The 25946-nt window shown below is 43.9% G+C and carries 18 protein-coding genes; 5 read left to right on the top strand and 13 right to left on the bottom strand.

Translation table 11 applies throughout. The annotated features are described in order from the left end of the window. Window positions 1-65: 65 nt before the first annotated feature. From MHN02_RS16800 to MHN02_RS16810, 3 genes are all read right to left on the bottom strand, one after another. Window positions 66-1322 carry a hypothetical protein gene (locus MHN02_RS16800; protein WP_239247434.1) on the bottom strand — a complete coding sequence of 419 codons (1257 nt, stop codon included), beginning with the start codon at window positions 1320-1322 and terminating at the stop codon, window positions 66-68. A 22-nt stretch (window positions 1323-1344) separates the two neighbouring features. After that, the gene (locus MHN02_RS16805; RefSeq protein WP_039233996.1) at window positions 1345-1890 is read right to left on the bottom strand and encodes a hypothetical protein; all 546 of its coding nucleotides are present in this window, start codon (window positions 1888-1890) and stop codon (window positions 1345-1347) included. Between the two features lie 237 nt (window positions 1891-2127). Continuing rightward, window positions 2128-5463 (bottom strand): amidohydrolase family protein, encoded by a 3336-nt coding sequence (locus MHN02_RS16810; protein ID WP_239247435.1) that lies wholly within the window; start codon window positions 5461-5463, stop codon window positions 2128-2130. Between the two features lie 170 nt (window positions 5464-5633). On the opposite strand from MHN02_RS16810, the gene MHN02_RS16815 reads away from it, so the two are divergent. The 3 genes from MHN02_RS16815 (at window position 5634) to MHN02_RS16825 (ending at window position 11363) form a co-directional block, all read left to right on the top strand. After that, on the top strand, window positions 5634-6764 hold the full coding sequence (locus MHN02_RS16815; RefSeq protein WP_171337415.1) for a PepSY-associated TM helix domain-containing protein: 1131 nt from the start codon (window positions 5634-5636) through the stop codon (window positions 6762-6764). A gap of 89 nt (window positions 6765-6853) precedes the next feature. Further along, window positions 6854-8971, top strand: a complete 2118-nt coding sequence (locus MHN02_RS16820; RefSeq protein ID WP_171337414.1) for a TonB-dependent receptor — start codon at window positions 6854-6856, stop codon at window positions 8969-8971. A 130-nt stretch (window positions 8972-9101) separates the two neighbouring features. Further along, window positions 9102-11363, top strand: a complete 2262-nt coding sequence (locus tag MHN02_RS16825; RefSeq protein ID WP_239247436.1) for a molybdopterin oxidoreductase family protein — start codon at window positions 9102-9104, stop codon at window positions 11361-11363. A 309-nt stretch (window positions 11364-11672) separates the two neighbouring features. Here MHN02_RS16825 and MHN02_RS16830 read toward each other — a convergent pair whose 3' ends face one another. The 6 genes from MHN02_RS16830 to MHN02_RS16855 all read right to left on the bottom strand — a co-directional run bounded on the left by MHN02_RS16830 (window position 11673) and on the right by MHN02_RS16855 (window position 18760). Beyond that, window positions 11673-12122 carry a hypothetical protein gene (locus MHN02_RS16830; RefSeq protein ID WP_239247437.1) on the bottom strand — a complete coding sequence of 150 codons (450 nt, stop codon included), beginning with the start codon at window positions 12120-12122 and terminating at the stop codon, window positions 11673-11675. 128 nt (window positions 12123-12250) lie between these two features. Then, on the bottom strand, window positions 12251-15358 hold the full coding sequence (locus tag MHN02_RS16835; RefSeq protein ID WP_239247438.1) for a CusA/CzcA family heavy metal efflux RND transporter: 3108 nt from the start codon (window positions 15356-15358) through the stop codon (window positions 12251-12253). A 60-nt stretch (window positions 15359-15418) separates the two neighbouring features. Further along, window positions 15419-16354 carry an efflux RND transporter periplasmic adaptor subunit gene (locus tag MHN02_RS16840; protein WP_061093929.1) on the bottom strand — a complete coding sequence of 312 codons (936 nt, stop codon included), beginning with the start codon at window positions 16352-16354 and terminating at the stop codon, window positions 15419-15421. Beyond that, window positions 16354-17688, bottom strand: a complete 1335-nt coding sequence (locus MHN02_RS16845) for a TolC family protein (protein ID WP_029937684.1) — start codon at window positions 17686-17688, stop codon at window positions 16354-16356. The genes MHN02_RS16840 and MHN02_RS16845 overlap by 1 nt, the downstream gene beginning before the upstream one ends. Before the next feature lie 72 nt (window positions 17689-17760). Further along, complete coding sequence (locus tag MHN02_RS16850) at window positions 17761-18156, bottom strand: hypothetical protein (RefSeq protein WP_004588585.1); 396 nt, start codon at window positions 18154-18156, stop codon at window positions 17761-17763. After that, window positions 18143-18760, bottom strand: coding sequence for a cation transporter (locus tag MHN02_RS16855; protein ID WP_015065928.1), 618 nt, complete (start codon window positions 18758-18760; stop codon window positions 18143-18145). The genes MHN02_RS16850 and MHN02_RS16855 overlap by 14 nt, the downstream gene beginning before the upstream one ends. 79 nt (window positions 18761-18839) lie before the next feature. Between MHN02_RS16855 and cadR the strand changes: the two genes are divergently transcribed. Beyond that, window positions 18840-19229 carry a Cd(II)/Pb(II)-responsive transcriptional regulator gene (gene cadR / locus MHN02_RS16860; protein ID WP_015065929.1) on the top strand — a complete coding sequence of 130 codons (390 nt, stop codon included), beginning with the start codon at window positions 18840-18842 and terminating at the stop codon, window positions 19227-19229. Window positions 19230-19357: 128 nt separating this feature from the next. Next, window positions 19358-20161, top strand: a complete 804-nt coding sequence (locus MHN02_RS16865) for an AraC family transcriptional regulator (RefSeq protein WP_239247439.1) — start codon at window positions 19358-19360, stop codon at window positions 20159-20161. A 344-nt stretch (window positions 20162-20505) separates the two neighbouring features. Here the strand turns inward: MHN02_RS16865 and MHN02_RS16870 are convergent, their stop codons facing one another. From MHN02_RS16870 to MHN02_RS16885, 4 genes are read right to left on the bottom strand one after another with little or no spacing between them, the layout of a single operon-like run. Further along, complete coding sequence (locus MHN02_RS16870) at window positions 20506-20922, bottom strand: hypothetical protein (RefSeq protein ID WP_236547131.1); 417 nt, start codon at window positions 20920-20922, stop codon at window positions 20506-20508. Further along, window positions 20915-22963 carry an integrase gene (locus MHN02_RS16875; RefSeq protein WP_239247440.1) on the bottom strand — a complete coding sequence of 683 codons (2049 nt, stop codon included), beginning with the start codon at window positions 22961-22963 and terminating at the stop codon, window positions 20915-20917. Before MHN02_RS16875 ends, MHN02_RS16870 begins: the two co-directional genes overlap by 8 nt. A 41-nt stretch (window positions 22964-23004) precedes the next feature. Beyond that, on the bottom strand, window positions 23005-24708 hold the full coding sequence (locus tag MHN02_RS16880; RefSeq protein ID WP_239247441.1) for a hypothetical protein: 1704 nt from the start codon (window positions 24706-24708) through the stop codon (window positions 23005-23007). Further along, window positions 24695-25891 (bottom strand): site-specific integrase, encoded by a 1197-nt coding sequence (locus MHN02_RS16885; RefSeq protein ID WP_239247443.1) that lies wholly within the window; start codon window positions 25889-25891, stop codon window positions 24695-24697. The genes MHN02_RS16880 and MHN02_RS16885 overlap by 14 nt, the downstream gene beginning before the upstream one ends. Window positions 25892-25946 lie beyond the last annotated feature (55 nt).

Here is a 25946-nt window from a genome sequence, read left to right on the forward strand (position 1 = left end):
ACTCTCTAACTTAACAATAGAATAGATATCTTATTTAATGGTTTTGATAACACCAACGACTGGGCTTATAGCGCAGTCATTGGTGTGGATTCCATGTCATAGATATCTTTAAGGCGAGCGCGAAGCTGGTAGTATTGTTCGCTTGCTGTGCCTTGAAGCTCAATTCGTTGATTGTCTATTTCAACAATTTGATCGGCTACCTGAATATCAAGGTTTTGCCCCATTTCATCGAATAGATCCCGTTGGGCGTGAAGCTCTTTGTTAGTTTTGATTGCTTCACTCAGTGTGCCAATTGCGGCAATACCAGCACCTGCAGCGGCTACTTGACCAGCCGTTGAGCTAGAGTTAGAGCCTAAAAGCACTGACGCGACTGCGAATAACCCTGCCGTGACTTGTTGTGTGGTGCGCTCTGCTTCAAGTTCTCTGATTTTCTTGGCTTCAGGAAGTGTCTCTTTCTGGTACTTACGGTATGGCTCTTCAGTGGTTACCCAAAAAGAATCATAGGTTTCTTGAAGGCTATCTATAAATTGTTCATCTTTTGCCTGTATGGCGCGCACGCGACGAAGCATTGGATCGCTATCTGAAGGCGCACTTACTAGCTCAATCTCACCTCTTCTGCCTTGAGTAAGGTATTGGCTAAACGACTCAGGGCTATACATTTGTGCGTAGCGCAGGTCTGACACCATTTGCACTTCTTGCTTGTAGGCATCGGATTTCTTTATAAGCAAATCATAAACGAATTTTGCAATTTGCTCGAAAACTGGGCCGTTAGGGTTTTCGCCGCGAGACATGGCATCGCGATACCAGCCTTCACTTACGCGGTATTCAAATTCTTCTTCACCCCATACTGTGTTTTTAGCGTCCATCACTTTCACGCCAATTTCTACAGTTTCAGTATCTGAGTAATTAATTTTGCCCAGCACGTAAACATCGGCAAGTGCAGAAGTATCTGGCGTTACGTTAATGCTGCCGAAAGATTTGGTTTCACCTAGGGCTTCTTTGGTTGCTATCGCAAAGCGGTTAGCTTCTAAGCGACGCACTTGAGGCCAAATCCCTTCCTCTTCTATTTCATCGTAATCGATAGTGCCATCACGTTCTGTAGGAAAGCCTGGGTCAAATACAGGTATGGCAACATCCATGTAAATTTCGGAGTTGTAGTTGTAGGTATTTTTTTGTGCGCCTAACGCCTGACCGCCTCCTGGGCCTACCATAGATGGTCCTACACTGGTGACATTAGTCTGCGTTGAGCCACATCCGCTCAAGAGTATAAACGATGCTGTTGCGACCACGGTAAACAGGGCCTTGGGTTTAAATGAAGACATATCCTTTCCTTCCTCTGATTTTTTATTTACAACCGTATTGCTCTTTTAATGCTTGGAAATGCGCCTTTTCAGACTCAGTTGTTGCTCCTTGCAAGCCGGCAATTACGGCGTCACATACCGCTGAACTTCCACCTTTCGCTTGTCCTCCAACAGACTGTTTTGAAGGATCTGAACTTGAAGTGGTTGTTTGTGTATTCGTCGATGATTCTTGAGACTCAGTGCTGCTTTGTGAGCTAGACTGCCCAGCGCCTGCCCCCGAAGATGATGTGCTCGAGGTATTACCCGCACCAGCGCCTTGTCCTGTACCTTGACCCGCCGCGCTAGCTACGCTTTGTGCGCTCGATTGCGCCGCTGCGTTCATGCATTCTTCGCTTTGGTTTAGCGCGCCAAATAAGGAGTCGTCTAACGCTTGTATTTTCTCCGCTTCTGTCATCGTAGATAGATCTTGTTCGCCAAAATCGAGAACGGCGCAATCTTGATAATAGGTAGGGGCTTCGCTCGTTTGAGCGCCAGCTGAAGCAAAAATGAGTGCGTTAAGCAGTAATGCTAGTGGCAAATAATACTGCATGGCGAATAAGTCCTTTTAATCTGATTTGGGGTGGTTCATATATTACCCTCCATCCTTAAAGCAGTTATACCACTCTTTTACTTAAGACTAAACTCAGTTTTAAACATGCACAGGTAAGTTTTCATATTCAGAAAATAAAAAGCCGACGAAACAGGAAGCTTTCGTCGGCTTTAGCGTTGGGTTAATTAAGGCCTACTAGTTTATGTTATTTATTACTACAGGCCTTTGGACGCAGAATTAATGCTCCCAATGATAGTGGTGCGCTTTCGCTTCCACATCATCTGCCGTTTGTTGCGGCATAAAGGTGGCATTGTCTTGTTCAAAGAAGAACGGTTTGCGTTTTTTCTTACTGCCCACTTCGTTCATGGTGGCCGACTCGTATACGCGTCCATTTAGTACAGTGTATTCTACGAATTCACTCTTTCTAATGTCGCTTAATACGTCGCCATCAATCACCACTAGGTCAGCAAGTTTACCTTTTTCGATACTGCCAAGATCTTTGCCCATACCTAGGTGTTTCGCGCCATCAATAGTACCGCCGCGTAGCGCTTCCCAAGGCGTGAAGCCGCCTTGTTCCATGATCCACAGCTCCCAGTGAGCAGCTAAGCCTTCACGCTGTCCGTGAGCACCAATATGTACACTGACCCCATTATCTCGGAGTTCTTTGGCGTAGCTTGCTACGTTTTGGTGGTTGTACTGATTTTCTGGCGCAGTAGGTCTGCGGATCGCACGGCTATCTAGAATCGTCGACGGGGTATAGCGAAGAAGACGCGGGTTCTTCCACACTTCAGTTTTATCGTACCAGTATTCTTCACCCATCATGCCGCCGTACGACACAACAAAGGTCGGCGTATAGCCGAACTCCGTGGCTTTCCACAGTTGAGTGACGTCGCTATAGCCTTTTTCCACAGGAATGCTGTGCTCAAGACCCGTATGGCCATCTACCAACATAGTCAGATTCTGCTGAAGCTTACCGCCCCCTTCAGGCACTACCATCATCTCTTGATTTTTTGCTGCCCACAGCACTTGCTGACGCTGGTCACGACGCGGCTGATTGTAGCTTTTCACTGAAATAGCACCGGCTTCTTTCAAGCGCTCTACGTGGAAATAGGCATCTTCATAATTGTTGATAATCGCTTTGTAACCTAGTCCTTCTGCACCGTATAAAATCGTGCCGGTGGAGTAGATACGTGGCGCAACAATATCGCCTTTACGCTGTAATTCTGCCGCAGCAAAAATTTCTGTCGTGTCGTTTGAAGGATCATGAATGGTTGTTACGCCGAACGACACATTCGAGTACTGACTCCAGTTTTGCTGAGGAATAATCTCATTGCGGCCCTGCGAGCCGTGAGCGTGCGCATCAACAAGCCCTGGGATAATGGTTTTACCCGTTGTGTCTATTTTCATTGCATCATCAGGAATGGTCACATCGCCACGTTTACCCACTGCTTCAATGCGGTTGTCTTTAATCAGCACAACGCCATCTTCAATCACCTCTTGGGTGTTGTCGGCATCGCGCATGGTTACCACTTTACCGCCAACCAAAGCTTTGTAACCAGATGGCTTGTCAGCTTTAGTGGTAAACGACAAATCCATACCTTCAGCTACCGGCTCAGGCAGCATTTCCGCTGCGCCATCAACAAAGGCAAAGGCTTCATCGAGTGAACGGCTAAATAGCGTAGGGCCGTTAAACCAGCTAAGGGTTCTATTGTCAGGAGACCACGTTAAGTATTCACCTGCACGGCTTGAGAGCTGCGTTACCGGCAGTGAGGTCATGTTCGGGCCTATGGTGATGCGCTTGCCATTTTCGACAAATGGCGCCACGTACGTTTTGAACTGGTAAACAAACGCAACCCATTTCTTATCGTGTGAAAGTTTGTACTCACTTACTTTATCTGCACCGTAAAGGTGAGTTCGCTTGTCGTTACCCTTAAGGTTAACGCTTGAAAGCTGGGTTTCGTAGTAAGCTTCGCCGCCCGCTGATTCGGTGAAATACACTCGGTCGTCGTTACCCGCGAAATGCGCGTTGTAGCCGCCATCAGAGACTTTTTCTACGGTGTCTTCTTCAAGATCTGCTACGTAAATTCCTGGCTCAACCGAGTATTTGGGGTCTAATAAGTAGCCGCCCGTAAACTTGCGGAAGACGACTTTCTCGCCATCGGCAGAGAACGACGGCTCAATGTAGTGACCTGGCTGCTGGGTAATAACCTTTCCTTTCCCGCCACGAGCAGAAACCACGCGAACGGTGCCTAGGTCTTGGTCATTCCATGTCGTATAAACAATCGACTTTCCGTCGTTAGAAAAGCGCGGATAGTATTCGTCATGGTCGTTTTGTTTCGTTAAACGCTTAATTTTGCCAGATTTAACGTCGCGCACATAAAGTTTACCTAACGCTTGGAAGAGTACGGATTTACCGTTGGGCGACATTTGAGACCAGCGGATCATGCGAACGTCAAATTCATCAGGCGCGACATCTACGTCAAAGCGTAACGCATCGGCAAATTTCACCGTGCCTTCAACGGTCACGTCCATGGTGCTGGTGGATTTATCTTTCACGTTGATAGTGTGGAACTTACCGCCTGTCCAATATACGATTTCGCTGCTGTCTGGCATCCAGTCGAAGTAGGCAAAGTAACCTTCCGAACCAAAGCCTTCCTGCATATCTCGCTCTAGTTCTAACGTCAGTGGTGTTTCTACACCTGTCTTGATGTCTTTAATGAAAAGCGCGGTTCTATCTTTAACGCGACGCACAAAAGCGATGTATTTACCGTCAGGTGAAGGCGTAGGAACCACAGCGCCGCCCGTACCGCTAATATAGCGGCTCTCTTCGCCGGTTTCGCGGTCGTAGCGAGTGATAGCAAAAATGCCTTCTAACGGGTCGCGGTTATATTCAAAGCGGGCGCCCGGAACCGTATTTTCGGTAAAGTAAATATACTTGCCGTCATGAGAGAATACAGGGTCAGCAATGTTTTGTTGGTCGCGCTTTCCGCTGTTACGAGCTTTAATTTGTAGGCCGTCACCACCTGATTTGTGGTACATCCAAATCTCGCCCGCAGGAATACTACGGCTAGACATGATGCCTTTGGTTACCACTAGGTATTCGCCGTCTGGGCTCCATTTAGGAGAGTGGATAAGATTGCTTTTCTCTTTGGTTACCTGACGAAGATTACTACCGTCAATGTCCATAACCCATACGTTACTTAACCCATCTTTATCCGAGATAAATGCGATCTGTTTACCGTCTGGAGAAATTGAAGGGTGAATATTCCATGCGAAGTCTTGGGTCAGCGGGGTCGCATCGCCACCACTCATGCTCACTTTGTACAAGTCGCCCAGCATGTCAAAAACCATAAACTCGCCATTTGGTGCAACGTCTAAGCTAGACCACGTGGTTTCGTTTGTTTTGATAGTGACTTCGTTTAATGCATAAGGTGGGTTGCTGACTTCCCACGTTTCAAGCTCGGATTCTGTTTTTTCTTCACTGTCGTTTTGGGCGTATAAAGTAGGTGCGACGCCCAAGCCCAGGGCGCTTACTAGCGTGATGGCCAGTAAACTTTTCTTTGTCGTTATCATAATTGTGTTTCCAACCGCTTGTTATTTATTTTCTGTCTACATCAGAGTACATGACTTAACATGAAGATACGTACTCTTGAATTGTAAAACTAAGGTTAATCTTACTGCAAAGTAGGATAGATTCATTTAGCTTATGCGATTGTAAGCACGATTTTAGCGTTTAACTTTCATTGACCAATTTTCGAGAATCGTTACTATTCGCGTTTATTTCGCAATTTGTGAGCGCTGTTTTGAAACTTTGGGTACGACGACTGCACCTTCTATTAGCGCTGGTATGTGGGTTATTTATTATTTGCCTTAGCATCACCGGTGCATTGCTAATTTATGCAAAAGATATCCAAACCTTTGTCCAACCAGAGAAGTGGACCATAGAATCTCACGAATCGCCCTTACCCCTTTCTTACATAGTGAATGCGCTGGAAGACGAGACGGGTCAGAAAGTCGAGCTTTTAATGCCCGAGTCAGACCCTGAACTCGCTTGGCAAGGGAAGCTCAACAATGGCGAATACGTAAGCGTAAACCCCAACTCTACCGAAATACTTCATAGATACGATTATTACAGCACGTTTTATGGGTTCACCATGGCTATCCATCGATGGCTGTTGTATCAAGATGGTGACAACGAAAGGCCACTTAGAAATTGGGTGTCTGTTAGTGCCTTAGTTCTACTTCTTGAAGTAATTGTGGGTTTTTACCTTTGGGTAAAGCCAAAAAATAGAATAAAACGCCTTGCGATTAAACGCCGCGCCAAGTTTCGAATTCTCATGTATCAACTTCATACAGTGCTGGGCGTTTATTTGGCTATACCACTAATACTCATCGCTTTTAGTGGCATGGCGTTTAATTGGAAAAGCGCTACGCAGCAGGTGGTGGAAACCGTTACTTTTTCAAAAGTTGAGAAAAGGCCCGTACCTGAACCGTTATCCCACGATGCTAGTAGTGCTTCAGTGGCTATCGATACATCTTATCAAAACGCCATAGCGGTGTTTCCCAATGCGTCACTATTTCGCATTTACTTCCCAAAAAATTCAGGCGAACACATAGGTTTCAGAATGCAAAACCCCGGCGAGTCTCACGCCTACAGCTGGGTTTGGACAAACCCTCAAAATGGAGAAATAACGGGTTATTACGATGCATCAAAAGCGAATGTAGCGACGCAGGTTTGGAACTTCAAATACAAGTTTCACATTGGTGATTTCGCGGGCCCATTGCTTGAATTTATCTGGTTATTAATCGCATTACTCCCTGCGTTTTTTACGATAACAGGGTTTTACTTTTGGTATAAACGCCACTTTAGATAATGAGAATAATTTTCATTATCTTTACATTGTTCTTCTACACCTTTAGTATAACGCGCCTTTCGTAACCTTATTTTCTTAAAAGAGTTTTCATGTTTAGACCATCGCTTACGCTCATTGCCTTAGCCGTTAGTGCGCCTTCTTTTGCTAATGATGCCCAAAAGGATATGGAACGTATTATCGTTTCTGGAAGTCGTGTTATTGAAAGTATTGATGAAGTACCAGCGTCAATCACCGTTATTTCAAGAAAGCAGATTGAAGATCACCTAAAGGTAAATCCCGAGTTACAGAGCTTGTTAGCGCAGATGGTGCCGGGCTTAGCTCCAGATACAGGTAGTTCGAGCAATACTGGCCAGTCTTTGCGCGGACGAGCTCCGCTTGTGATGATTGACGGTGTGCCTCAGTCCACGCCGCTTAGAAATGGCTCGTTAGGTGTGAAAACGATTGACCCTAGCGCGCTTGCTAGAATTGAGGTAATTAAGGGCGCTACGTCTGTTTATGGCAATGGAGCGTCAGGCGGTATTATCAACTACATTACCAAACAAGCAACAGCGCAAGACACGCATGAGGGCCAAGTGAGTTTGTCTTCACGTTTTAGCGCAGTGAAGCTTGAAGAGTCAGCCGGTGCGCGTATTTCAGCTGCGATTAACGGCAAGGTGGAGAATTTCGATTACCTTGTTACCGCCAGTTACGAGGAAAACGGCGTTCAGCGCGATGCAGAAGGCGACATCTTAGGTTTGCAGTACGGCCTGTCAGACGCTGAAACACAGAACTACTTTACCAAATTTGGTTACGATTTCGATCAAGAGAAACGCCTTCAATTTAGCTACAACTACTTTAGCTCTCAACAAAAAACTGATTTGGGAGATGTTCCCGGAGACATCAACGAAGGCGTGAAAACCTACGCTATTCACGTACCTGAAGCTCTGCAAAAACGCGGTAAACCTCAGGGGCCTGACGGAAATGAGAACATCACCTTGAAATACACAGACAGCAATATCTTTGCAAACAGTGAAATGACGCTTGATGTGTACTCGCAAGATATTGAGAACGTATTCTTCTTTTCGCCTAACTTAGCTAACCCCGATGAAGGCTACGACGGCGGCCAGTCTATTATTCGCTCTGAAAAGCGCGGCGCTCGCGCGACGTTTAATACTGCCATTGATTTCGATGGCGTAGAAGCCACGTTTATCTATGGTATCGACGCACTGAAAGACACTACCTCACAACCGCTGGTTGATGGGCGCGTGTGGGTTCCTGAAATGGAAATGGACAGCTTAGCTGGCTTTTTACAAACAAAATGGGTAATTCACGACGACGTTATTGTAAAGGCAGGTGTGAGAAGGGAGAGTATCGATTTATCGGTTGATGACTACGAAACACTGAAGCTGTGTCGCTCTGAAACTCAATGCTCTGTTCCTCTTCAAGTTAAGGGGGACACTATAGATTACGACGCAACCACTTATAACATTGCAATTAAGTATAACTGGAGCGACAGCTTTAGCCCGTTTTTCAATTACTCGCAAGGTTCAGATATCGCTGACATTGGCCGCCTACTGCGCGCTGCAACGGTAGATGATATTGGTCTTATTCAAACGGAAGCTTCTATCATCGATAACTACGAAGTGGGTTTCACTTCTCTTTTCGACCAGGTACGCCTTGAAGTTGCGGCTTACAGAAGTACATCTGAACTTGGTACGACCAATAGTTTCAACGAAGTGACAGGTGTGTATGAGCCTGTACGCGCACCACAGGAAATTTGGGGTTATGAAGGCTTAGTAGACTATCGAATCTCTGAAACGCTCAATGTGATAGCCACATATAGTTACGTTGAAGGGAAAAATACCGAAGCTGATGTGTACCTTGGCTCTCGCCAAATTAGTCCACCCAAAGCAACGGCAAACGTAAACTGGAAGCCATCAGACACTTTATCGTTAACAGTTAGCTATCTGTATGTGGGTGATCGTAAACGCTTCTCGCCAAATGCTGACGGCGACTATGTGGGCGATCAAGGACCTATATCGAGCTATAATATTGTTAACCTAAGTGGACAGTACCAGTTCGCTGAAAACTGGAACGCGTTTATGGGTGTCGAAAACCTGTTTAACAGCGACTACTATCCTGCGCGCGCTCAGTCATACACCTACGGTGGCTACAATATTAAAGGATTAGGCACCACAGCAACCCTTGGTGTGACTTACTCTTTCTAACCAATAGCACCTCGTCTAATTGTGGCGAGGTGCCTTCTCTCTACCATCACTTTCAGTGATGCTTGTCTATTACAGCAATAATCGCTAATTTCGTAACAACTCATTAACAATGAATTGTGTAGGAATTACCGTGAGCAACGCTGAACAACAATTGCATTATTCTACTTGTACGCTTTGTGAAGCAATGTGTGGTATTGAGGTAGCGACGAAAGGCCGTCAAATACTGTCAATAAAAGGGGATAAAGAAAACCCATTTAGCCAAGGTCATATCTGCCCGAAAGCGAGTGCGTTAAAAGACTTGTACGACGATCCTGACCGCTTGAAGCGCCCGGTAAAAAGGGTACGAATTGACGGCGAGGCGAGTGCATCGGAAGACAGTGCATTGGAAGACTGCACCTGGGAAGACAGCGCATGGGAAGAGATAGGGTGGGATGAAGCCTTTGATTTAGTCGCAAGCAAGTTACACCACATCCAGCAGGCACACGGCAATAATGCGGTAGGTGTGTATTTAGGAAATCCCAATGCGCACAATATGGGCTCAATATTATTCGGACCGTATTTCTATCGTGCCCTCAAGTCGCACAACCGCTATTCCGCTACCTCCGTTGACCAGTTGCCCCATCATATTGTTAGTCGACGACTGTTTGGTCATATCTCCCAAATTCCCATTCCTGACATTGATCACACGCAGCACTTTATGATCATCGGCGGGAATCCGCTGGCCTCTAATGGCAGCATTATGACCGTGCCAAACGTGAAAAAGCGTTTAAAGGGCATTCAAAAACGTGGAGGGAAGGTCGTCGTTATCGACCCTAAACGCAGCGAAACTGCCGATATCAGCTGTGAACATCACTTTATTCGTCCAGGCAGTGACGCGCTGTTACTGCTAGCTATGCTGCATGTATTGTTTGAAAAGCAGTTATACAAGGCGGATGAAATTTTACCTTATGCCGAGGATATAAAAGCGGTCGAAAAATACGTTCGCGATTATTCACCACAAAAGGTGAGCGAGCTTACCGGTATTACAGCTTCACAAATCACTCAGCTTGTTTTGGACTTCTGCAATGCTGAGTCTGCAGTTTGTTATGGAAGGATGGGGGCTAGCGTACAAGCGTTTGGTACGCTCACTCAGTATCTCATCATGCTGTTTAATATGCTCACCGGAAACCTAGATAAGCGGGGTGGCATGATGTTTACTCAGCCAGCCGCCGACGTATTACCTGTATCAGGCAAGGGCAGCATGGGCGGATTTACCTCTCGCGTAAGAGGGCTTCCGGCGTTTGCTGGTGAGTATCCGGTGGCGTGTTTAGCCGAGGAAATCTTAACCCCGGGAGAAGGACAAATTAAGGCCATGGTAATTGGTGCAGGTAATCCCGTGGTCACTACACCAAATGCAGAACAGCTTGATAAAGCATTTCCTCAACTCGATTTTATGGTTGCGGTGGATTTTTACGTTACCGAAACCTCCCGACATGCAGATGTGATCCTTCCTCCGGTAACCGCGCTAGAACGCGACCACTACGACATTGTTTTTCACAACTTTGCCGTGCGAAATTTTGCTAAGTATTCGGAAGCGGTGGTGGACATTGACGAAGACCAGCTTAGCGACTGGCAAATATACCTTTCGTTAGCAGAAAGGCTCGATGCGCTAAACGGAAAAAACACCGCACACTATGCTGCGCTTTGGGACAAGCAGCCTAAAGGTGTGGTCGATGATTTGTTGCAAGCAGGTCTTTATGGTCGAGCAGCAAGTAAAAAAGAGGGCGCTGATGCTAACTTAAGCGAAACTTCAACCGCTATCCCGGAAGGCGGGTTGTCGATTGATACGCTTAAAGCACACCCACACGGTATCGACTTGGGGCCGCTACAGCCGTCTTTGCCTCATGCCTTGTTCCATGAAGATAAGAAGATTCACTTAGATTTTGATTACTTCATGGCTGATTTAGACAGGGTTAACACGCATTTTTTTGGAAAAGCGAACCATGGTACGCCGCAAAATCAGCCCGTTGTTTTGATAGGGCGCCGGCATATTAAAACTAATAATTCGTGGCTGCATAACAGCCCTCGTATGGTGAAAGGTAATAACCGCTGTACGCTGCAGCTTCACCCTGATGACGGGGCTAAATATGGCATTACAGATGGCGATGAGGTAAGTGTGAAATCGCGGGTTGGCCGGCTAACCATAGAGGCTGAAATCACAGATGCAATTATGCCTGGCGTGGTATCTATTCCCCATGGATGGGGGCACAACAAAAAAGGCATAAAGTTGTCTGTGGCAAGTCAGCACCCTGGGGTAAACACCAATATTCTTACTGACGATTTACAGGTAGACGAATTATCGGGAAATGCGGTGCTAAATGGCGTGCCCGTGGAGCTAGAAAAAGTAAGTTAAACACATAAAAAAGCCGGCATTAACTAAAAAGCTAATGCCGGCTTTTGTGAGAAAGTGCTCAATTGAGCGCGTCTCTCTAGGTCATCGTACATATTTACTATTTAGTTGTTAATATGGAAAATGTCTGGAAATTGTTTATACACTTGCTCTCTAAGCTTTTTCCATACTTTCCAATTTTAAGACACACATGACGTTTCTTATTGAGGAAATCATTATGCATTTTCCAGAGAAAGTATAACAGGGAAGGTATGGATGAATTGACTATTTGTATTCTCTGCTTGGATTAAGGCATTCATAGTGTTTTGGCATTTATGGTGTTTTGCAAAAAAATATTTTCAGTAGTAGCGGTGACAACAAATGGAGAATGTACTTATTGAACGAACGAGACTTTGCGTAAATCCCGTGGGTAATAAGTGCAGTCGTTTCTTGCTGGTCAACGCCAATACGCCATGAATCTCCCATTTGAATTTGAGACAACAAAGTTACAGCAATTCCGCAGGCGCCAATCAAGGAGCCGAGAAGCTGAAATGGAATTGAAGGAACAAATAGTAGGGGCGCACGTCCTAAGTAACCAAAAAGAACTAGACCAAATGCAAAGCAAAACGTAACCACGAATATAGCCCCTGGTACAATTTCTATTAATGGTGCGTTTATAGATGCTGCTCTTATACCAAAATCACCATTTCTCTTATATTGAACAAAGCTTCTACCGAGGACGGCTAGCGCCAAAAAACTACTAATTAAAATAAGCGAAACCATATCTATCCTTATCGTACATGACGTTAAGAATATGATTGTAAAGTCTATACTTAATAAAGAGTCAATAGGTACCTAAAAATCGTTCAGGTAAAACTTGGGCATTTACGAATAAATGCCCAAGAACACTACTAATCCCCTTTACTATGCACGAGTCGATAGAGTACAGGCAGCACTACCAGTGTTAGCAAGGTTGACGATATTATCCCGCCGATGACCACCGTGGCCAAAGGCCGTTGCACCTCTGCACCTATGCCCGTATTGAGCGCCATGGGCACAAATCCAAGGCTTGCCACTAGTGCTGTCATTAATACCGGACGCAAGCGAATAAGTGCCCCTTCAACAATGCTATTCACTAATTCTCCGGTTTCTAGCAAACGTTGCTTGATGAAGGACAGCATTACCAATCCGTTTAATACGGCAATCCCAGACAACGCGATAAATCCTACCGACGCGGATATGGATAAAGGCATATCCCTTAACCAAAGAGACATTACACCGCCTGTTAATGCCAAAGGGATACCTGTGAAGATAATCAACGCATCGCGTATAGAACCAAACGCAATTACCAGCATTGTCAAAATCACAAACAACGTAACCGGTACCACAATAGTCAATCGTTGACTCGCACTCTCGAGCTGCTCAAAGGTTCCACCATAGTCGAGCCAATAACCAGCAGGTAAATCTACTTCATCATTGATTCTCGCCTGAGCTTCTTCAACAAAAGTGCCAATATCTCTGTCACGCACATTTGCTGTGACAACAATACTACGTTTGCCATTTTCCCGGCTTATTTGGCTAGGTACTTCTTTAAATGCCAGTGTGGCTAATTCGCTTATCGGTACATGCTCACCAGAGGGCGTGACGATGGGAACGCTCTCAAGCTGAGTGAGTTCATTTCGAATGTCGTCGCCATATCGCACGACAATCTCAAAGCGTCTGTCGCCTTCAAAAATCATTCCAGCGGTTTCTCCACCTGTCGCAGCATTGAGCCATAACTGCAAGTCGGCTATATCCAAACCAAAGCGTGCCAATTGATCAGGCTTTGGTGTGACGGTGAAGATTGGAATGCCTTCTACCTGCTCAAGCCTCGCGTCATCAGCTCCTTCAATCGTTGAAATAACGGTCAAAATGTCAGAAGCAGATGCAAAGAGCGTATCTAAGTCATCCCCAAATAGCTTTATCCCCAAATCTGCCCTTACGCCACTAATCAATTCGTTAAAACGCATTTGTATAGGTTGCGTAAATTCATAATTATTGCCGGGCAAAGTAAACAAGTCCTCTTCAAACGTTTCCACTAACTCAGCTTTTGTCATTGATGGATCGGGCCATTGCTCCCGAGGCTTTAAAATAACATAAGTATCTGTAATGTTTGGTGGCATAGGGTCGGTGGCGACCTCACCCGTACCCGTGCGACCGAATACCGTCTGTACTTGCTCATACTGCATAAGTTTCGCTTCAAGAGTTTTTTGCATTTCAACTGCTTGTTCTACCCCTGTCCCAGGGATCCGTATTGCCTGTACTAAGATATCACCTTCATTGAGCTGGGGAATAAACTCGGAGCCTAATTTACTGCCCATCCATAAACTGCCGACAACCAAAGCACTCGCTGCTACTACCACTAGCCATCTAAAACGCAGCGCTCCGGTTAAAACAGGACGATAGACTGCCTTTGCACCTTTAATAATTGGGCTTTCTTTTTCGCTAATTTTACCTCTCATGAAAATTGCTATCGCCGCAGGCACTACGGTAAAACAAAATACCATTGCGGCAAGCAAAGCCATTATCACGGTCGCTGCCATGGGGTGGAACATTTTACCTTCGACGCCAGTGAGCGTGAACAAGGGGATATAAACAATGGTAATGATCAATACACCAAACAAACTGGGACGTATGACTTCATTAGTGGCTTCATATACAACATTCAGTCTTTCTTTGAGCGGTAGAGTTGCGCCGTTTTGCTTCTGGGATTCGGATAATCGCCTGATACAGTTTTCAACAATGATAACTGCGCCATCGACAATCAAGCCAAAATCCAGTGCGCCTAAACTCATTAAGTTAGCAGACACATCGGTTTTGACCATACCCGATATCGTGGCAAGCATTGCCAGGGGTATTACAGCGGCTGTAATAAGTGCAGCTCGCACATTCCCAAGCAAAACGAATAGCACAACGATGACAAGTAAAGCGCCCTCGACGAGGTTTTTCTGTACTGTGTCAATGGTTTTGTCAACGAGGCTTGTTCTATCGTAAACCGCTTCAAGGATAACGCCCTCGGGTAAGCTTGTTTTAATGGTTTCGAGCTTACTGTCCACAGCTTTGGCGACCGTACGAGAGTTTTCTCCCACTAACATCATTGTCGTGCCAATCACTGTTTCTTGGCCATTTAACGTGCCGGCTCCAGAGCGCAGCTCTTTACCGAGGTTGATTTGGGCGATGTCTTGAATTTTTACCGGTATGCCATCAATGATCTTAACAACCACTTGGCCGATATCGTCGATGCCCTTCAGTTGGGCTTCCGATCTGATCAGTACTTGTTGCCCATTTTGTTCTACAAAACCAGCGCCTTGATTCGCATTGTTGCGTTCTAGCGCACTGAGAAGGTCACCTGTACTTATCCCAAAGTTTATCATTGCGACTGGATTAGGATTCACATGATATTGCTTTTCAAATCCGCCTACCGCATAAACCTCGGTCACCCCCTCAACAAGCGACAATTGGGGCTTAACTACCCAATCATGGATCTCCCTTAATGCCATAGCATCATAGGGTTGACCGTTGTCCTGTCGCGCCTGAGGCTCAGCACTTAACGAGTACATGTAAATTTCACCCAAGCCTGTGGCGATAGGGCCCATTTCAGGGGTTAACCCTGTTGGCAATTGCGCCGCGATGGCGGTGAGACGCTCGTTGACGAGATTTCGTGCGAAATATAAATCGGTGCCCTCTTTAAACACGACTGTGACTTGCGACAAGCCATAGCGTGATATCGAGCGGGTATACGATAAATTAGGCAAACCGGCCAGCGAGGTTTCAACTATAAACGTTATGCGTTGCTCAGTCTCCAAAGGCGAGTAACCTGGGGTTGCGGTATTTATCTGCACTTGCACGTTGGTGATATCAGGCACAGCATCAATCGGCAGTTGTTTGTAACTGTACATACCAAAAAAGGCGACAAACAAGGCGAACAACATCATGACACCACGGCGCTCAATCGACAGACGGAGTATTCGTGCAATCATGCTCTCACCTCACCGTTTTTATGGACTTGGCTTTGCTTTTGACAATAAATTCGCAGGTAATTAGTCATCATCGCCCGCCTCCATTTTTAATAAATCAGCTTTTAGTAGATAGCTATTTTCTACAACGACTTGCTGGCCTATTTGAACGCCCTTCACAATCTCTACTAAACGGTTGTCCGTGTTCCCAAGTTTTACTTGGCGGGGGTAAAATCGTTCCCCTTCTTTGACAAAAACAATGGTTTGCCCATCTAACTCTTGTATTGAACTTTTGGGGAGTGCCAGATTGACTTCTTGGAAACCAATCTGAATATAACCCTCTACCATAGCGCCTAAAGGCCAATAACCACTGCCATTATCAACGTTCACAAACGCGATAGAATAGGGTTTGTCATCCGGTGAGGACGTAATGTGGCTTATACTTGATTGTTGCTGCAATTCCTCAAGCCTTAAAGTGACTTCCATATCAGCGGCAATATGAGTACGTTGTTTGGGGAAAATAGCCAATTGAGCAATTGCGCGAGAGTAATTAGCAACAGAAAGCAGCACTTGACCGTTGGTGAGCTCACCATCATTGGCGTGTCTAGCTATGATTTTTCCAGACATCGGTGAGGTGATTGAGTATTGATTTAAACTCTCGTTTGACTCAATGATTGCCAGCGTGTCACCTTTTTCTACTTTATCTCCAATATTCACCATGATACGTTTTACAACACCGTCGAAGCGGGCACGAATATGACTCAGTGACGCAGGATCATGAACTATCCGCCCAAACGTTCTGGTTGTGAGCGATAATGATCCTGACGCGGCTGAAGCAGTCACGATATCGTGTTTAAGCATCCGTTCTTGAGATAATACTACGTACTCGGGTCTTTCTTCGGCTTCCTCATCGTCATCATCAGCCAGGGCGACAGTAGCAAACAATAAAGTAAGTAGCATGGCTAACACGCCAAGCAAGTAACGTGCGCTAGTGAGTAATGTAAATTGTGATGTATTCATTATTTTTTCTCTAGTAATTCTGATGATTGAGCAGACGTCGAGGGAGAGTCAGAAAACACGGGAATTCCCGTAAGTGCCTCTAGATCTGCGCTTCGAAGGTGGACTAAGCCTGCGGCTTTTATCAGTGTTCGTTGCATATCTATGAGTTGCTGTTGCGTTGTCACCCACTCTATATAGTTGTAGCGACCACTTTCATAGCCATCCCGCGCCAATTTCAATGCAGATTCCAATGTGGGAACGACATTGTCTTGAAGGGTCGTAACAGTGAGCAAGGCTTGGTCTTTTGCGCTAATGACTTGATTTAATTGGCGAGTGAGTTCACGAATTTTCGCTTGTTTTTGATAGTCGATACTGTCAAGCAATGCGCGCTGTTGTTCGTATTCTCCTAGATTCCGCTGCTTGGTATTTAACGGCACCGAAATACTGGCGACTAACGCTGTGTCATTAATTCCCTGCATTCTTCGGATACCGGCTTCCCACGCAATGTCGAACTGCTGACTGGCCTGAACCACTCTCAATCTGGCCTCTTGTACCCGATAGTTATCAGCATAAAGCAGAACGTGTGGATTGCTTTGAAGCTGTGAAAGCATATGTTCAAGTGATAGTGAATTTGGAAACGATAACAGTGTCCCTTCAACTTCCGCAAACGCAGCGTTAGTGTCACCCCACATGATGGCCAGGTCGCGTTTATACTCATTGAGTTTTTGTTCACTTATCAATAACGACAAACGCGCCTGCGACAACGCTGACTCTGCACGTTTTTTCTCAAGTGGTGAAGAAGCCCCCGCTTCAACCCGTGTAGAGACTGTCTGAAGCATTGTGCGAGCCAGCATTTCAGCTCGTTGCTCAGTCTTGTGCAACGCTTGTTGGACAATGACATTGATATATCGTCGAGTTGTTTCACCCAAGATGTCCAGCGTACGAATGCGCCGTTGTGTAAGCAGTTGTGCTTTTTTTGAACTCACCACATTCATTCGGCCGCTGACTTTATCGCCCAGTTCGATGACCGACGATAAGGTCAGTGTCAATTCGGCATCTTTGATACCAGACACTTCGCCTGTTCCCAACACATTTTCAACTTCAACCCCAACAGACATTTCAGGTCGTAAGCTGGCCATTTTTGATTCACCATCCAAAGCCGAAGATTTAAATTCGAACACAACTAAATCTGGGTTGTTTGATAATGTGCGTTTGAGCGCATTTTCAAGCGTGATTGAAGACTTTTGCGCATTGGCAGATTGAACAGATATGCTCATGGTTACCAGTGCAGCAGATATCAATTTCAGATACGCTGAGCTAGCTTTTTTTATGCCCAATGGGCGTGAAGAACTCATAAAAGAACCTTTTGTTCATAAGATAACGACATACATGGAAAGCACCCATGCAAACATATAGGAGGGAATGGATTAATGTTGAGGTGGGCGCAAAAGGCCTTCGACTAGGCCGTCAGTGACGTTGCGGGAATAACTGTATTGATTGGTATATAACGGTTTAGATACGTCATTTATTGGGTGTTGTGCCAGAAACTTAATCTGTCCACATTGACACAGCACACAATGGAAACACTTAGACTCTTCACTCGACGTATTATCACCAGCATTTACATTTTTTTCGGGAACATCATAAGTGCCTATCGACTTTGATTGTTCAGGGACTGACGATACCTCCGCAGGGTAGTCATCGCATTGAGCGGCGAACGAAAAGCCCGATTGACACATGAGCAAAGTAATAAGTAGCCATGCCAACCTACGCAGTTTTGATGTGCAATTAAAAATTGGCATTTTCTTATCAACTTTGCGCATTAAGCGCTCGCTGTCTTTCATTTCCAGCATCTTCGAGGATCATTTTTGCCCCGCGCAACACAACGCACGAAACTATCACACCGATAACCAGATCAGGCCATCGAGAATCGAGCCAAAACACCAAAACGCCAGCAAAGATAACACCTAAGTTGGCAATCACATCGTTGGCTGAAAATATCCAGCTTGCCCGCATATGCACTTCTTCATTTCTTTGTTTGCGTATGATCACAAGACAAATGACATTAGCAACCAGTGCAACTGCCCCCATAGCCATCATTAGTCCCGATACAGGTTCGCTACCGTAAATTGACCGTCTTACAATATCAATGATAATCAACACACCCAGTGCCATCTGAAAAAAGCCGCTAATTCTAGCCGCATTGGCTTTGTGCAATAGCGATTTACCAATAGCATAAAGGGCAACACCATAGACAACTGCGTCGGCGAGCATATCAAGTGAATCGGCTATTAATGCGGTTGAATCAGCAAGCAACCCGATCCCCATTTCTATAACAAACATTGTCGCGTTTATTCCCAAAAGCCAATACAAAACCTGTCGTTGAGACTGGTCTTTTATTTCAACTTCGCACCCACATCCGCTCATTAGAAACACACTCTTTACTGATGAATAGTATGAGTATAAAGTCTATACTTGGTATAGAGTCAACGGTTAGGAGAAAAAAATGAAAATTGGTGATGTCGCAAAGACGACAGGTTGTAGTATTCAGACCATTCGTTTTTATGAAAAGAAGGGGCTCTTGCCTGAGCTTAAGCGCTCAAGTGGAAATTATCGTGTCTACGACAAGGGGACTATTGAACAACTCCTGTTTATCAAACAGTGTCGTTCATTAGATATGTCTATCATGGAAGTAAAAACGCTAATGGACAGTCGTTCGAGGCCAGATCAGAGCTGTTCAAATATCAATACGTTAATAGCTAAGCATTTATCAGACGTCATTATTCGCATTGAAGAGCTAAACGCATTAAAGTCATCACTCGAAAATATGGCGTCATCGTGTGACCAAGACAAAACCATTAGGGACTGTGGTATTTTAAATTATTTACACACTTAAAATTGTAAGAAGAACACAATTTCACTGTGCGCGCTCACCTTAACTTGTATCTATCGGCTAACATTCTTCATGCGTATAGATTTATAAGGCAAAAATCAATAGCCTGAACTTTTGATACTGAGTCAGCCATGCATATTCATTTGTGGCCCTACAAAGCGATTTACATCGGAATCAGTCCTGATAATGATGTTCATGCACATCATGCTGTCCAAATTTGCATTGGTTTAGACAAAGACATCTCGGTTCAAGATTACAAGGCACAAAGTATTCACACCGGACAATGTATTGTGATTTTCGAAGATGTCCCTCACAAGATTTTGGCACAGGACAATCAGATTGTAGTCATCTATTTAGAGCCTGAAGATAGGCAAAACCAACAATTTCTCAAAGCCTTACGTCAAGCCAAGAGTGATGGAATTAATACTCTGCCGCTTACTAGCAAAGAATTGGGATCCATTTCTCAGCATCTATTTACTGACGTCGATATCGACAAAGTGTGGAAAACAGTAAATAAAGCGGTAGGGCTAGTCTATAGTCCTGCGCTTTCATCGCGCCCTGAGGATAAACGGGTACGAGCGGTCATCGACATTATTGCTTCGCAGAGAGGTTGTGCAATCGATATGGCGTTTTTATCATCGAAGGTTTTCTTGTCCCCAAGTCGTCTAACACATCTTTTTAAGCAAGAAGTGGGTATACCTATTAGTCGTTTTATTGTCTGGTGGCGTGTGCGCGCCGCAATAGAACAACTGAGTAAGTCAGCAACATTGACTGAGGCTGCCCATGCTTCGGGTTTTTCTGACTTACCTCATATGAGTAAAACGTTTAAACAGCTGTTTGGATTTGCACCTTCTCGTTATTCAAACCGCACACCATTAAAATTCACAGTAATTAGCCGTTTGATACAAGCCGAATTAAGTTTGACTAGGGAATAATATACGCATCAATAAAAACGCGAATGTGTAAATACTATGAGAACGTTGGTCCAATGGATGTTCAGCCCATTATTTTTTTTAAGCTTTATCTTTGCTGCATCCAGTATCTCCCAAAACACAGGATCTGCAACCAATTAACCTAGTATGCTTTTACAGACAAGTTCTTACGCACTAATGGATGCCAATGAGCTTCAATGAGAGTGCGAGCGCAGTATGTGCAATGAGAAACTGTCAGATTTGCGCAAGCTTTCTAGCAATTTTGTTAAATCAAATGTTGCCTACTCCACACAAGCGTGTGAACACCAAGTGATTTCGATGTGACGATACAAGATAAATTAGACATGCTATTCATTTGTTAACTGGTACTCTAATTCTGCCACTCTCTGTTTGTACTCTTCGATGGTTAATGCAAAAGAATTGTGCTGGCTAGCCATATTGGATAGCCTTTCACGAAGCTCAGCTACTTCGCTCTTGTACTTTCTTTTCAATTTAATTTCTTTTTTGAGTCGTAACCTCAGTTTTGAAAGAGCGTCTGAGGAGTGTTCGGGTATCATACTCACTGAATAGCTTTGTTTTTTTAAAGCCCAAATTTTTTCGACAATATCTTCGTAATAGTATATTGAACCGCTGCCTAGGCCTGCTTCCTCCTCAACCGCTTTAACCGAGAGCTTTTGGGAGTACGGGACAATTGTTGTGGCTTTATTCAGTATTCTGTCTAGAGCCTCTTCAATCCTCGCTCTCGTAACTTCTGATTTAGTCATCACTTCCCCCGTCTTGTTTGTACTCAGAAAATGGAATGTTAAAGAAGTGCATGACTCGCTCGGCTGCTTTAATTTGTGAAAGGTAATGGCTTTCAATAGAACTAGAAAAAGAATCTATACTCTTAAGGTATTTTATCTGCTGGATACATTGTTGGTGTCTTATTGACCAGCCCTTCGCTTGTTCTTCATCTATTAACTGATTTTCACATTTAAAACAATTTGCTGGTGAGGCGACCTTGCTCATTTGGCATTGATATCCTGCTAAGCAATAGGAGTGTAACGTTCCTACAAAGTCTATTCTGCCAGCTTTAACGTGATTGTGAATTTCTTGCCAACTTTTATGCTCTGTTGGAATTGACCCTCTATCTTTCATTATTTCAAGGCCGCGCTTGCCAAATAATTTATCTTTTCGGTTGTACCACTTAAAAACAGTTTCAGTAATAACTTCATTACGAACATTTTTTATCAATTCTGACAGCTCGCTATCGGTATTAATCCCTCTAAGTACTGCTGCCGCACCGCCTTCTTCGTACCACTCACTGGTTGGTATATCCAAATGTTTAAACTGTTCTTTAACGGCTATCGTGGAACAGAGGTTGTGGCGTCTTACAAATACGGCAAAAGTTCTTCGAAATTGATGAGAAGTAATGGGCCATATATATCCAAGTGCAATTTTTTTATTAGATAAAACAGAGTTTTGGTTTGGGTTGATCAAGTAAAATTCTTCAAGGGCCTCGTCATCTACAATTGCTCCTGCCTCTTTAGCTATCTCATTAAATTTGTTGCGAAAATGCCCTTCATAGATGATCTTTGGAGCTTCACTTTTCTTTGTTTGAGTAAGCCATAAACAACTCGCCTCGTGGTTTTTCATCGGGTCTGGATGATTGAACAGTTGTTCTCGCATATATTGCGTCAATGCCTCAGCGAGTGAGATGGCGTCTCCTACGATAGTTGTTGTTACCCACTCAGATAGTTGTCCTCGTCCTTGTGTCATCTTGTGGTGGTATGATTGTACAGTGTGAATGATTTTACCGTTGTACGTTCTAGTCTTAAAACTATCGGGATGCAAAGAGTACAGTTCGCTGCGTCGCATTCCTGTAAATGCTGCGCAAACGATATAACAAGCGGCCTGGATTTTTGATAACCACGACTCAAATTGTCGCCAGGGTAAAATATGTTTTTCTAATGGCGTCCCTTGAAGATACAACTCAATAATGGATGAGTAGCTCTGAGGCTTAGCTTTATTTACCTCTACCCTATAGTCTGCGGAATTTGGGGTTAACCACTTCCAACTCCCGTCATTTATTTTGCGATCAACAACCTTTTTGCCTACTTCGTAATTTATGCGCAACTCTCGTATCAGTTCACTTAGCAAAACTCTATACGGATAGAGTTTTTCAATATAATCGATTGCTCTCGAATAAATTTTCTCCATGATACTTGTAGGCATAGCGTAAAACTGATTTGGTTTAGTCTTTTCAACCGCGCAGCATTCAATTGCTAAGGCTTTCGTGCTTTGATCGGTAGGGATTACTAGGCCTATGGGAAGAATGTGATCCGCCCTTTGTACTTTATTCAACATGCTGAATATCTGGACGGTGTTGCCATAACTGTATTGCAAAGATGTTAAGTATGTACAAAATTCATAAAACAAAACGGCATGCGACAGTTTGGAAATGCTAGCCCATTTCATTTTTTCCAAAAACTTATAGACTTGTAGCAACTTACTGTGCTGAAAGATAATTGTTGATGGCTTCAGTGGGTAAGAGTTCCCTCTGCCTGCATTAGTGTAAAGCCAAGAAAAACAAATCATTTTCAACTCTGTAGCAAGTTCAAAAGAACTGATCTCTGAAAAAGTGATTTTATCCTTGTTGGTTATCTTTCTATCTATGTAAGCAGATAAAATCCACTCTTCATCGCCAAAGTAGCTAACTGTAGTCCCCGCATGGTCTTTAGTCACTGGCACGTTATCTAGATACTTGAAGTCCAACTTACTATAGGATTCAAGTACTTTTTGAAAACCATCGAGGTTTTCATTCACTACATTTCCAGGAAGACTAAGAAGTATTTGCATCGTGCTCTCTAAAAGTTGTAATTTATACCTTCAGGCCAAATGGGGTGACGACCTTCCTGTTTGAGCTTTTTAGTTGCTTTACGGCGTACCTTCGGGTCAACGCTAAAAATACACAAGTCTATTTTTTCAACCAGTGAAGCAAAGTTTCTAACGAACTGAGAATGACTTTTATGGTCGATAATTGACTCCTCAATTACTTCCCGAAAACTCATTAAGCACCAAATATCCTCAACTTCTTCGATAATTACCTGATTGGGGCAATCGAAGCAATTCAAGATATCGGCACAAGCCAAGTGATCAACATCAAAGTGCATTGGACTTAAATTCATTTTTCGTTTGTAAACACTAGCTTGTTTACCGAAAGGAGAAATACATCCAGAACCAAGAGCTGTCTTTTGAGAGTGCTTATTTAAGTCACCATACTTAGCAAGAAATTGCTCATAGGGAAGTACTTCAACATCCAGTTTCGATTTTGCATAGCTTTTCGCCTGGGCAAGGTCAGAACATCGTGCAACAGCTTCCAATGTATGAGTGGCAGCTTGTAATTGCCTTTTATTTTCTATCGGATTACCCGTAGTATAGTGCTGACGGAGAGTCTTTGGTGTATTGCCTAATAAAATAGAAGCGCCAGCATAGTCGCCTGTTAAATCTAAGTATCGAGCACTGCCAGTCGCCCTGAATCTCTTTGCCATAGGCCTGAGCGGTAGGTTGTCATCCGTAACTAAATTAAAGGTGGATTGGAGCCAAATACTAGTATGTTTTAGATGACTTGGTTCAAGAGGCTTTAACTTGCCCCTACAAGCCATAAAAAACAAATGCTCGTTATTCGGCGCGATAGTGTGACTTAACTTTAAGAGCTTCTTTATGAATCGCAGTGAATGTTTTGGTACATTTTGACGATTGTTTTCTCCAATTGATATTGTTACGTACTTATTCGCTCTGGCTTTTAAAACGCTTTGTGAGTAAATGTGTTCTTCGTTGAAGTTACTTTCCTTAAACTTTTTCATAGATAATAAGGACGTCATGTTTCCCCAGGTAAAATAAGACATGAGGAAATAACCAAGTGAAAAACATTTTGTGATGGCCCCCGCAACTTCTATTCTCCGGGGCCCGAAAGCAATTTCTGCAGTTGCAACTCTTGGCTCTGTGTACAAGTGCAGTTCTGGAGTGCTGAGTATTTGTTCAAAGAGCTTATTAAACGTTGAGTAGATTGGTTTTAAAAGGGACTTGAGTTCAAAGTCTGAATAGCCCTCAGTAGGGTTCAGCTCGCGTCTGAAAAGACCTCTCGGAGAAAACCAATCCTTGCAAGGTAACCCTAGTATAGTAAGCATGCACTTTATAGAACTTGTTCTTTTTCGAGCTGTATTGACGTTCAAGGAGCCAAGCCTCACTTTTTCGACCTGATGCCTTTCCCACGCAACTATGGACTCGCGTGTTTCCAAGTCGAGATTCGATGAATCTACAAATTTTACATATCTTACAAGATCATTGACGTACCCAAATTTCGTCCTGTCTGAGTAGGTTTGATCATCATAAAGAGCTGTAAACCAGCGTCGAACAAGTTCGTCTCTATTTGCATATTTACCACCAGTTAGTTCCTTTTTTTTTGGCACATTGAAGTATCGAAATCTATTGAAGTCGAATTGCTGATACCGAGCTATCCCTACTTTCAAACTAATGATGAGGCTTTTATCTTGCTCAGATTGACTCATATAGCGACTCTTCAAGAATGGTATCTAGAAAGCTTGCTGCTTCTCTAACGTTTTTTTTACGCTCCAAGAAGTCGACGTACTTCCAAGTTGTTGCTTCACTACTGTGTCCCATCCATGCCATCATTTGTGTTACTGCGTCTTTTTGCATCCCTATCTCTAAAAGCGATGCAAGGCGGTACGTACAGTACGTGGCTCTGAGGTCATGAGTGGTATGAGAAAATAGCGAAGACGTTTCACGCTCAACAGCGTTTCTTAATCTTCTAAACGATTGCTGAACGTTGTTAGGACTAAATGGAGCACCTGATTTCGAGACTAGCAAAAATGAACTATTGTTCTTTTTGAGCCTTAGCCTGCGCCTTTTTGATTTTGCATAGCCAACAAGTAGAGCTCTGAGGCTGGGAGAGATTTCGACTTTTCTTTCTTTTCCATACTTTGTAGCTACACCATTCATCGGACCAATTTTCACTTCTGATTTATCGGAAAACTCAAGTTCCCACGCTAAACATAATGGGAAAGTACATGCTTCCTGTAATCTCAAACCTGATTGTACTTGCAAGAGTTGATGGATTATAAACTCTATGTTGAACGTGGAGAGTGCTTTCGCAAAGGGCTCTAGCTCATTTTTTGATAGCGGATTGAGTGATTGCACTCGCTCTTTTAAAGGAACTTTTACGCGAAGGTCCGTGCTACTGACAATGTAATGAGGGTTAAGATGATTCATCATTCTGGTGTTTCTGATTTTCACCATCTCGTAGTCAAATGGTTTACCGGATTCGTTAACGTTAAGAAATTTTTGGTGAATACACCACTCGTAAAACTTTACGACATGCCTCATGTAAAGAGATGCCGTAGAGAACTGGATTTGTCCTAGCCTTGCGTTTGTTAGTAAATTATCGTTTCTAAACCTATAGGTAGGTCTTAAATATTTAGCAGTCGGAAATTTATCCCAAGATAATGAGTTTTCTTCCAAGAAATTAAAGTAGCGCTTTAAAGCACGAACCGTGGAGTTTAAATCTTTCGCCTTCCTGTAGTTGACTAGATGATTTATCCAAAGATTTACAGGTGTAATATATTCGTGGTTTGAATAGTAAAAAGTTGGGATACCTTCCAGCTTAATATGCCCACTATTGGGTACCGAAAGGGGAAGCACAGAGAAGGGATTTGATTGAATCACGTAAGTCATGTACTACCCCGAATGAATCTAAGAATTTCTAAAGGGTAGTACATTTTCCAGAAAG

The sequence above is a fragment of the Alteromonas sp. CNT1-28 genome (assembly GCF_022348345.1).
In the GTDB taxonomy this organism is placed as follows: Bacteria; Pseudomonadota; Gammaproteobacteria; order Enterobacterales; family Alteromonadaceae; genus Alteromonas; species Alteromonas macleodii.

Excerpts from the sequence above, each read along its gene's own strand:
- MHN02_RS16830 (WP_239247437.1), bottom strand. The coding sequence starts at position 12,122 with ATGGTTTCGCTTATTTTAATTAGTAGTTTTTTGGCGCTAGCCGTCCTC.
- MHN02_RS16845 (WP_029937684.1), bottom strand. The coding sequence starts at position 17,688 with ATGAGTTCTTCACGCCCATTGGGCATAAAAAAAGCTAGCTCAGCGTAT.
- MHN02_RS16855 (WP_015065928.1), bottom strand. The coding sequence starts at position 18,760 with ATGAGCGGATGTGGGTGCGAAGTTGAAATAAAAGACCAGTCTCAACGA.
- MHN02_RS16870 (WP_236547131.1), bottom strand. The coding sequence starts at position 20,922 with ATGACTAAATCAGAAGTTACGAGAGCGAGGATTGAAGAGGCTCTAGAC.
- cadR (WP_015065929.1), top strand. The coding sequence starts at position 18,840 with ATGAAAATTGGTGATGTCGCAAAGACGACAGGTTGTAGTATTCAGACC.
- MHN02_RS16885 (WP_239247443.1), bottom strand. The coding sequence starts at position 25,891 with ATGACTTACGTGATTCAATCAAATCCCTTCTCTGTGCTTCCCCTTTCG.
- MHN02_RS16805 (WP_039233996.1), bottom strand. The coding sequence starts at position 1,890 with ATGCAGTATTATTTGCCACTAGCATTACTGCTTAACGCACTCATTTTT.
- MHN02_RS16820 (WP_171337414.1), top strand. The coding sequence starts at position 6,854 with ATGTTTAGACCATCGCTTACGCTCATTGCCTTAGCCGTTAGTGCGCCT.
- MHN02_RS16800 (WP_239247434.1), bottom strand. The coding sequence starts at position 1,322 with ATGTCTTCATTTAAACCCAAGGCCCTGTTTACCGTGGTCGCAACAGCA.
- MHN02_RS16810 (WP_239247435.1), bottom strand. The coding sequence starts at position 5,463 with ATGATAACGACAAAGAAAAGTTTACTGGCCATCACGCTAGTAAGCGCC.
- MHN02_RS16835 (WP_239247438.1), bottom strand. The coding sequence starts at position 15,358 with ATGATTGCACGAATACTCCGTCTGTCGATTGAGCGCCGTGGTGTCATG.
- MHN02_RS16840 (WP_061093929.1), bottom strand. The coding sequence starts at position 16,354 with ATGAATACATCACAATTTACATTACTCACTAGCGCACGTTACTTGCTT.
- MHN02_RS16865 (WP_239247439.1), top strand. The coding sequence starts at position 19,358 with ATGCATATTCATTTGTGGCCCTACAAAGCGATTTACATCGGAATCAGT.
- MHN02_RS16850 (WP_004588585.1), bottom strand. The coding sequence starts at position 18,156 with ATGCGCAAAGTTGATAAGAAAATGCCAATTTTTAATTGCACATCAAAA.
- MHN02_RS16880 (WP_239247441.1), bottom strand. The coding sequence starts at position 24,708 with ATGAGTCAATCTGAGCAAGATAAAAGCCTCATCATTAGTTTGAAAGTA.